The organism is Bacillus sp. IBL03825 (assembly GCF_024712505.1).
Taxonomy (GTDB): Bacteria; Bacillota; Bacilli; order Bacillales; family Bacillaceae_G; genus Bacillus_A; species Bacillus_A wiedmannii.
The window spans coordinates 1-7,500 of record NZ_JAMXKE010000001.1; the positions used below are offsets into that span (position 1 = coordinate 1).

Here is a 7,500-nt window from a genome sequence, read left to right on the forward strand (position 1 = left end):
ATCCATGCTCATGAAAAAATTTCTAAGCTACTTAAAACGGATACGCAATTACAAAAACAAGTTGAAGAAATTAACGATATTTTAAAGTAGTAGCTGAATAGTGTGAATAACTTCCCTTGTTTTACGCACAGTCTATCCACATGTAGATAGACTGTTTTTACATCCTTTAACGGGGTTATCCACATATCCACAGGCCCTATTACTATTACTACTATTTTTTATCTTTATTAATTAAATAAAATATTATACTTACCGGAGGTTTTTCTTTATGCGTTTTACAATACAAAAAGACTATCTTGTAAGAAGTGTACAAGATGTAATGAAGGCTGTTTCTTCTCGTACAACAATTCCGATCCTTACAGGAATTAAAGTTGTCGCTACGGAAGAAGGAGTTACGTTAACAGGAAGCGATGCTGATATTTCTATTGAATCCTTTATCCCAGTTGAAGACAATGGAAAAGAAATCGTAGAAGTAGCACAATCAGGAAGTATTATTTTACAAGCAAAATATTTTAGTGAGATTGTAAAAAAATTACCTAAAGAGACTGTCGAAATTTCTGTGGAAAATCATTTTATGACGAAAATAATTTCTGGAAAATCAGAGTTTAATTTAAATGGTTTAGATTCTGCTGAATATCCATTGTTACCACAAATTGAAGAACATCATGTTTTTAAGATTCCAACAGATTTACTGAAACATATGATCAGACAAACTGTATTTGCAGTTTCCACTTCTGAAACAAGACCGATCTTGACAGGTGTAAACTGGAAAGTATATAACAGCGAATTAACTTGCATTGCTACAGATAGTCACAGGTTAGCTCTTCGAAAAGCAAAAATCGAAGGAATCGCAGATGAATTTCAAGCGAATGTTGTTATTCCAGGTAAAAGCTTAAATGAATTAAGCAAAATTCTAGATGAGTCTGAAGAAATGGTAGATATCGTTATTACGGAGTATCAAGTATTATTCCGTACAAAGCATTTATTATTCTTCTCAAGATTGTTAGAAGGTAATTATCCGGATACAACTCGTTTAATTCCAGCCGAAAGTAAAACAGATATTTTTGTAAATACAAAAGAATTTTTACAAGCAATTGATCGTGCATCTCTATTAGCAAGGGATGGTCGTAATAATGTTGTAAAATTATCAACTTTAGAAAAGGAAATGCTAGAAATTTCTTCGAATTCACCAGAAATTGGGAAAGTAGTAGAAGAAGTTCAATGTGAAAAAGTAGATGGGGAAGAGTTAAAAATATCTTTTAGTGCAAAATATATGATGGATGCATTAAAAGCTTTAGATAGTACTGAAATTAAAATTAGCTTTACTGGTGCGATGAGACCATTCTTAATTCGTACAGTAAATGATGATTCCATTATTCAATTAATTTTACCGGTTCGTACTTACTAAGTAAGAAGTAAGGGTTGCTAGTTTTCAGATACTAGTAGCCCTTATTTGATTTTTGGGTATTACTTTCCTAATGTTAGTTTATTTAGTACAATGAAAGAATGAACACTTTCAGAAAGTGAGCGATTTTATGAAACGTATTAAAATTTCAACAGAGTATATTACACTAGGACAATTTTTGAAGTTAGCTGATGTAATTGATACAGGTGGCGCTGTAAAATGGTTTTTACAAGAATATGAAGTGTACGTGAATCAAGAACTTGAAAATAGAAGAGGTCGCAAATTATATGCGAACGATATTATTGAAATTCCAGGAAGCGGAAGTTTCCAAGTTCAGTCATAAAGGGGGAGCCCTTTGTTTATTTCAGAAATACAATTAAAAAACTATCGCAATTATGAAAAGTTAGAGCTTTCCTTTGAAGATAAAGTGAATGTGATTATCGGTGAAAACGCACAAGGGAAAACGAATTTGATGGAAGCTATTTATGTTTTAGCGATGGCGAAATCTCATAGAACCTCTAATGATCGCGAGCTTATCCGTTGGGATGAAGACTTCGGTCAAATTAAAGGGAAATTACAAAAGAGAAATAGTTCTTTGTCTTTGGAATTAAATATTTCGAAAAAAGGTAAAAAGGCAAAATTAAATCAACTTGAACAACAAAAATTGAGTCAATATATTGGCATGATGAATGTTGTCATGTTTGCCCCAGAAGATTTAAATCTTGTAAAAGGAAGCCCTCAAGTAAGAAGACGCTTTTTAGATATGGAATTAGGCCAAATAGCTCCAGTCTATTTGTATGAATTGAGTCAATATCAAAAGGTGCTCACGCAACGAAATCACTTGCTGAAAAAGATGCAAGGGAATAGTAAGAATGAGGAAACGATGTTGGATGTATTTACACTTCAACTTATTGAGCATGGTGCAAAAATATTGCAAAAACGGTTTGAGTTTTTGCATTTACTACAAGAATGGGCAGCTCCAATTCATCGCGGTATAAGCCGTGGATTAGAAGAATTAGAAATTGTCTATAAACCAAGTGTAGATGTATCAGAATCAATGGATTTGTCGAAAATAAAAGAAGTATACTATGAAAATTTTCAATCTGTGAAACAACGTGAGATTTTCCGTGGTACGACTTTAATTGGTCCTCATCGTGATGATTTACAATTCTTCGTTAATAGTAAAAATGTTCAAGTCTTTGGTTCGCAAGGACAACAACGAACGACCGCACTGTCCCTAAAATTAGCTGAAATTGAATTGATTTACTCAGAAGTTAAGGAATATCCGATTCTTTTATTGGATGATGTATTATCAGAATTAGATGATTATCGTCAATCGCATCTGTTAAATACAATTCAAGGAAAAGTGCAAACATTTGTGACAACGACGAGTGTCGACGGAATTGAACACGAAACATTAAAAGAAGCGAAAACAATTCATGTAACGAACGGCACGGTAGATTGTGAAATAGATAGGGCGTAATCCCTATTTAAATGGAAAAGTAGGTGATCTTTGTGTCAATGGAACAAAAGCAAATGGAAGAAAACTCATATGATGAAAGTCAGATACAGGTACTTGAAGGATTAGAAGCGGTTCGAAAACGCCCTGGGATGTATATTGGATCTACAAGTGGAAAAGGACTTCACCATCTTGTGTGGGAAATCGTCGATAATAGTATTGATGAAGCACTTGCAGGGTATTGTGATGAAATTAACGTTAGTATCGAAGAAGATAATAGTATTCTTGTAACGGATAATGGACGTGGTATTCCAGTTGGTATACAAGAAAAAATGGGACGTCCTGCTGTGGAAGTTATAATGACCGTTCTTCATGCTGGTGGTAAGTTTGGCGGTGGCGGTTATAAAGTTTCTGGTGGTTTGCATGGTGTTGGGGCATCTGTAGTAAATGCTCTATCAACAGAACTAGAAGTATTTGTACATCGTGAAGGCAAAATCCATTATCAAAAATACGAAAGAGGTATTCCGGTTGCGGATTTAAAAGTCATTGGTGACACAGATCAAACAGGGACGATAACTCGATTTAAACCAGATCCAGAAATTTTTCAGGAAACAATAGTATACGAATTTGATACGTTAGCAACTCGTATGCGTGAATTAGCATTTTTAAATCGTAATATTAAATTAACAATTGAAGATAAACGTGAACATAAACAGAAGAAAGAATTCCATTATGAAGGTGGAATTAAATCATATGTTGAACATTTAAATCGTTCAAAACAGCCAATTCATGAAGAACCTGTATATGTAGAAGGTTCAAAAGATGGTATTCAGGTTGAAGTTGCGCTTCAATATAACGAAGGATACACAAATCATATTTACTCATTTACAAATAATATTCATACGTATGAAGGTGGTACACATGAGGTAGGATTTAAAACAGCCTTAACTCGTGTGATCAACGATTATGGTCGTAAAAATAATATTTTAAAAGATGCGGATAGTAATTTAACTGGTGAAGATGTTCGTGAAGGTTTAACAGCGATTGTGTCAATTAAACATCCAAATCCACAATTCGAAGGACAAACGAAGACAAAACTTGGAAATAGTGAAGCAAGAACAATTACAGAGTCAGTATTCTCAGAGGCATTTGAAAAGTTCTTACTGGAAAATCCCAATGTTGCACGTAAAATTATAGATAAAGGGACGATGGCAGCGCGTGCGCGTGTAGCAGCTAAAAAGGCTCGTGAGTTAACTCGCCGAAAGAGTGCTTTAGAAGTTTCAAGTTTACCAGGGAAATTGGCAGACTGTTCTTCTAAAGATCCAGCAATTAGTGAAATCTATATCGTAGAGGGTGACTCTGCGGGTGGGTCTGCAAAACAAGGGCGCGATCGTCATTTCCAAGCAATTTTACCGCTGAAGGGTAAAATTATTAATGTTGAAAAGGCGCGCTTAGATAAAATTTTATCAAATGATGAAGTTCGTACAATTATTACGGCGATTGGTACAAATATCGGCGGAGACTTCGCTATTGAAAAAGCACGCTATCATAAAGTTATTATTATGACGGATGCCGATGTTGATGGTGCGCATATTCGTACCCTATTATTAACGTTCTTCTATCGCTATATGCGTCAAATAATTGAGTGCGGTTATATATATATCGCACAGCCACCTTTGTTTAAAGTACAACAAGGTAAGAAAATTCAATATGCTTACAACGATAAGGAACTTGAAAAAATCTTAGCTGAATTACCAGCCCAACCTAAGCCGGGGATTCAGCGTTATAAAGGTCTAGGGGAAATGAATCCAACTCAGTTATGGGAGACGACAATGGACCCAGAAGTACGTTCATTACTTCAAGTTTCACTTCAAGATGCAATTGAAGCGGATGAAACATTTGAAATTTTGATGGGAGATAAAGTAGAGCCACGTCGTAACTTTATCCAAGAAAATGCAAAATACGTGAAAAACCTTGATATTTAAATGGGTAATGACAGGAATCTAAGTATTCCTGTCTTCTACATATAAATCAATGTATGTGTAACGGAAATGTAAGAGGAGGTGCTGGTTGATGTCAGACAATCAACAACAAGCACGAATTCGAGAAATTAATATTAGTCATGAAATGCGTACCTCGTTTTTAGATTACGCAATGAGTGTTATCGTATCTCGTGCATTACCAGATGTTCGTGATGGATTAAAACCTGTGCATCGTAGGGTTTTATATGCGATGAATGATTTAGGAATTACAGCTGATAAAGCATATAAGAAATCAGCGCGTATTGTCGGTGAAGTAATCGGTAAGTATCACCCTCACGGTGATTCAGCTGTTTACGAGACGATGGTACGTATGGCGCAAGATTTTAGTCAACGTTATATGCTTGTTGATGGGCATGGTAACTTTGGTTCTGTTGATGGTGATTCAGCAGCAGCGATGCGTTATACAGAAGCGAGAATGTCTAAGATCTCTATGGAATTAATACGTGATATTTCAAAAAATACGATTGATTATCAAGATAACTATGATGGTTCTGAAAGAGAGCCAATTGTATTGCCAGCGCGTTTCCCTAATTTATTAGTGAATGGTACGACGGGTATTGCGGTAGGTATGGCAACGAATATTCCACCGCATCAACTTGGTGAAGTAATTGATGGTGTATTGGCACTAAGCCATAATCCCGACATTACGATTGCGGAATTAATGGAGTTTATTCCAGGACCAGATTTTCCAACAGCAGGTTTAATTTTGGGACGAAGTGGGATTCGAAGAGCGTATGAAACAGGTAGAGGCTCTATTATGCTTCGAGCTAAAGTTGAAATTGAAGAGAAGTCAAATGGTAAACAATCTATTCTTGTAACTGAACTACCTTATCAAGTTAATAAGGCGCGATTAATTGAAAAAATTGCAGAATTAGTTCGTGATAAGAAAATTGAAGGTATTACGGATTTACGTGATGAGTCAGATCGAAACGGTATGCGTATTGTTATGGAAGTACGCCGTGATGCCAATGCCAATGTACTATTAAATAATCTATATAAACATACAGCACTTCAAACGAGTTTTGGTATTAATATGTTGTCTCTTGTAAATGGAGAGCCACAAGTACTAAATTTAAAACAAAATTTATATCATTACTTGGAGCATCAGAAGGTAGTAATTCGTCGACGTACTGCTTATGAATTAGAAAAAGCAGAGGCGCGTGCTCATATTTTAGAAGGATTACGAATTGCTCTAGATCATCTAGATGAAGTTATTACGTTAATTCGTAGTTCGAAAACAGCAGATATTGCAAAACAGGGCTTAATGGAACGTTTTGGTTTAAGTGAGAAACAAGCACAAGCAATTTTAGATATGCGTCTGCAACGTTTAACAGGATTAGAACGTGAAAAAATTGAGCAAGAATATCAAGACTTAATGAAGTTAATCGCTGAATTACAAGCAATCTTAGCAGATGAAGAGAAAGTTCTTGAAATTATTCGTGAAGAATTAACGGAAGTAAAAGAACGCTTCAATGATAAGAGACGAACGGAAATCACAATTGGTGGCATGGAATTTATTGAAGATGAAGATTTGATTCCAGAGCAAAACATCGCTATTACGTTAACTCATAATGGTTATATTAAGAGGTTACCGGCTTCTACGTACAAAACACAGAACCGTGGTGGACGTGGTGTGCAAGGAATGGGAACAAATGATGATGATTTCGTAGAACATTTATTAACTACTTCTACGCATGATCACATTTTATTCTTTACTAATAAAGGGAAAGTATACCGTACGAAAGGATATGAAATCCCAGAGTATAGTCGTACAGCAAAAGGTATACCTATTATTAACTTATTAGGTGTAGATAAGGGGGAATGGATTAACGCCATTATTCCAATTCGTGAATTTGGTGATGATGAATTCTTATTCTTCACAACAAAACAAGGTATTTCTAAGAGAACGCCACTTTCATCATTTGCAAATATACGTACGAATGGTTTAATCGCCATCTCTCTTCGTGAAGAGGATGAAGTAATATCTGTACGTTTAACATCTGGTGATAAGGATATTATTGTAGGAACAAGCAATGGTATGTTAATTCGCTTTAACGAGCAAGATGTGCGTTCTATGGGACGTAATGCGGCTGGTGTAAAAGCAATTACATTAGGTGATGAAGATCAAGTTGTAGGCATGGAAATTGTCGAAGAGGATGTAAATGTTCTAATCGTAACGAAAAATGGTTATGGAAAACGTACACCTATTGATGAATACCGTTTACAAAGCCGTGGTGGTAAAGGTCTGAAGACTTGTAATATTACAGATAAAAACGGTAAATTAGTAGCTGTTAAATCTGTAACAGGTGAAGAAGATATCATGTTAATTACGGCAGCAGGTGTTATTATTCGTATGCCAGTTGATCAAATCTCTCAAATGGGACGTAATACACAAGGTGTTCGTCTAATTCGATTAGAGGATGAGCAAGAGGTAGCGACGGTAGCAAAAGCACAGAAAGATGAAGAAGAGGAATCTAATGAAGAGGTTTCTTCTGAAGAATAAGAGGGGGGATTTTTTCCTCCTCTTATTTTTTTATAATAATACTTGCATAGCAATGGGAAAGTCTATATAATAGGCAGAGTCAGCAAATGAG

The 7,500-nt window shown here is 35.5% G+C and carries 5 protein-coding genes and 1 pseudogene; all 6 read left to right on the forward strand.

The annotated features are described in order from the left end of the window. A pseudogene (locus NHG49_RS31630) lies at nt 1-90 on the forward strand (helix-turn-helix domain-containing protein); the annotation flags it as partial. A 178-nt stretch (nt 91-268) separates the two neighbouring features. Continuing rightward, nucleotides 269-1,408 carry a DNA polymerase III subunit beta gene (gene dnaN, locus NHG49_RS00005; protein WP_064475172.1) on the forward strand — a complete coding sequence of 380 codons (1,140 nt, stop codon included), beginning with the start codon at nt 269-271 and terminating at the stop codon, nt 1,406-1,408. Between the two features lie 127 nt (nt 1,409-1,535). Beyond that, the gene (gene yaaA / locus NHG49_RS00010; protein ID WP_000821367.1) at nt 1,536-1,748 is read left to right on the forward strand and encodes a S4 domain-containing protein YaaA; all 213 of its coding nucleotides are present in this window, start codon (nt 1,536-1,538) and stop codon (nt 1,746-1,748) included. Nucleotides 1,749-1,760: 12 nt separating this feature from the next. Further along, nucleotides 1,761-2,888, forward strand: a complete 1,128-nt coding sequence (gene recF / locus NHG49_RS00015) for a DNA replication/repair protein RecF (RefSeq protein WP_000470743.1) — start codon at nt 1,761-1,763, stop codon at nt 2,886-2,888. A gap of 38 nt (nt 2,889-2,926) precedes the next feature. Next, a complete protein-coding gene (gene gyrB, locus NHG49_RS00020; protein WP_000435974.1) occupies nt 2,927-4,849 on the forward strand; it encodes a DNA topoisomerase (ATP-hydrolyzing) subunit B in 1,923 nt (640 codons plus the stop codon). A gap of 88 nt (nt 4,850-4,937) precedes the next feature. Beyond that, complete coding sequence (gene gyrA / locus NHG49_RS00025) at nt 4,938-7,409, forward strand: DNA gyrase subunit A (RefSeq protein WP_064475170.1); 2,472 nt, start codon at nt 4,938-4,940, stop codon at nt 7,407-7,409. Nucleotides 7,410-7,500: the final 91 nt, after the last annotated feature.

Excerpts from the sequence above, each read along its gene's own strand:
- gyrB (WP_000435974.1), top strand. The coding sequence starts at position 2,927 with ATGGAACAAAAGCAAATGGAAGAAAACTCATATGATGAAAGTCAGATA.
- yaaA (WP_000821367.1), top strand. The coding sequence starts at position 1,536 with ATGAAACGTATTAAAATTTCAACAGAGTATATTACACTAGGACAATTT.
- gyrA (WP_064475170.1), top strand. The coding sequence starts at position 4,938 with ATGTCAGACAATCAACAACAAGCACGAATTCGAGAAATTAATATTAGT.
- dnaN (WP_064475172.1), top strand. The coding sequence starts at position 269 with ATGCGTTTTACAATACAAAAAGACTATCTTGTAAGAAGTGTACAAGAT.